Annotated in this window: 1 protein-coding gene; it reads right to left on the minus strand. The window is 36.4% G+C overall.

Going from position 1 to position 508, the window contains the following annotated elements; translation table 11 throughout:
• Positions 1 to 65 precede the first annotated feature (65 nt).
• Entirely contained in the window at positions 66 to 344 is a 279-nt protein-coding gene (locus tag D104_RS34295; protein ID WP_200866777.1) for a hypothetical protein, read from the minus strand.
• Positions 345 to 508 lie beyond the last annotated feature (164 nt).

Consider the following 508-nt stretch of genomic DNA (forward strand, 5'->3'; position numbering starts at 1 on the left):
TGCTCGTGGAGCTGTTTGGAGTAGATGAAAACTAGGTGCTATTTTCATTCGATCCCAAACTCAGTTTATTCTCCTGAGCTTCCTATACCAATACTACTATCTTGAGAGCCACCACCAAATGAACCGCCACTAGGTTTATTATTATCAGTGTCTTGGCTGCGATGAAATAACCATAACCCAATTGCTCCAACAAACGGAAATAACCAGACAATAACTACTTGAGCAATTTTTTGAAAGAGTTCCAAATCATTGCGTTTGAACAAGTAGAAACTTACCGCAAAATTAAAAATAATCAGAATTACAACAGTGATAGTTAGAAAGTCCATATCATCAAATATTCCCATAGACATATAACAGCTTAATAGGGTAAATGCTCGTGCTATCTTCTCTTATTTAGAAAAGACAATCCGTCTATACTAAAATGCTTCATTCATAAAAAACAACACCTAAAGCCCACTTAAGTAGGCTTTAGTTGTCTACCGCTTAGAAGTCTACAAAGTTGCGTTGG

This window comes from Marinomonas profundimaris, assembly GCF_000508165.1.
Classification (GTDB): domain Bacteria; phylum Pseudomonadota; class Gammaproteobacteria; order Pseudomonadales; family Marinomonadaceae; genus Marinomonas; species Marinomonas profundimaris.

Bases quoted from the DNA above. Each gene is read 5' to 3' on its own strand.
- D104_RS34295 (WP_200866777.1), bottom strand. From the start codon at position 344: ATGGGAATATTTGATGATATGGACTTTCTAACTATCACTGTTGTAATT.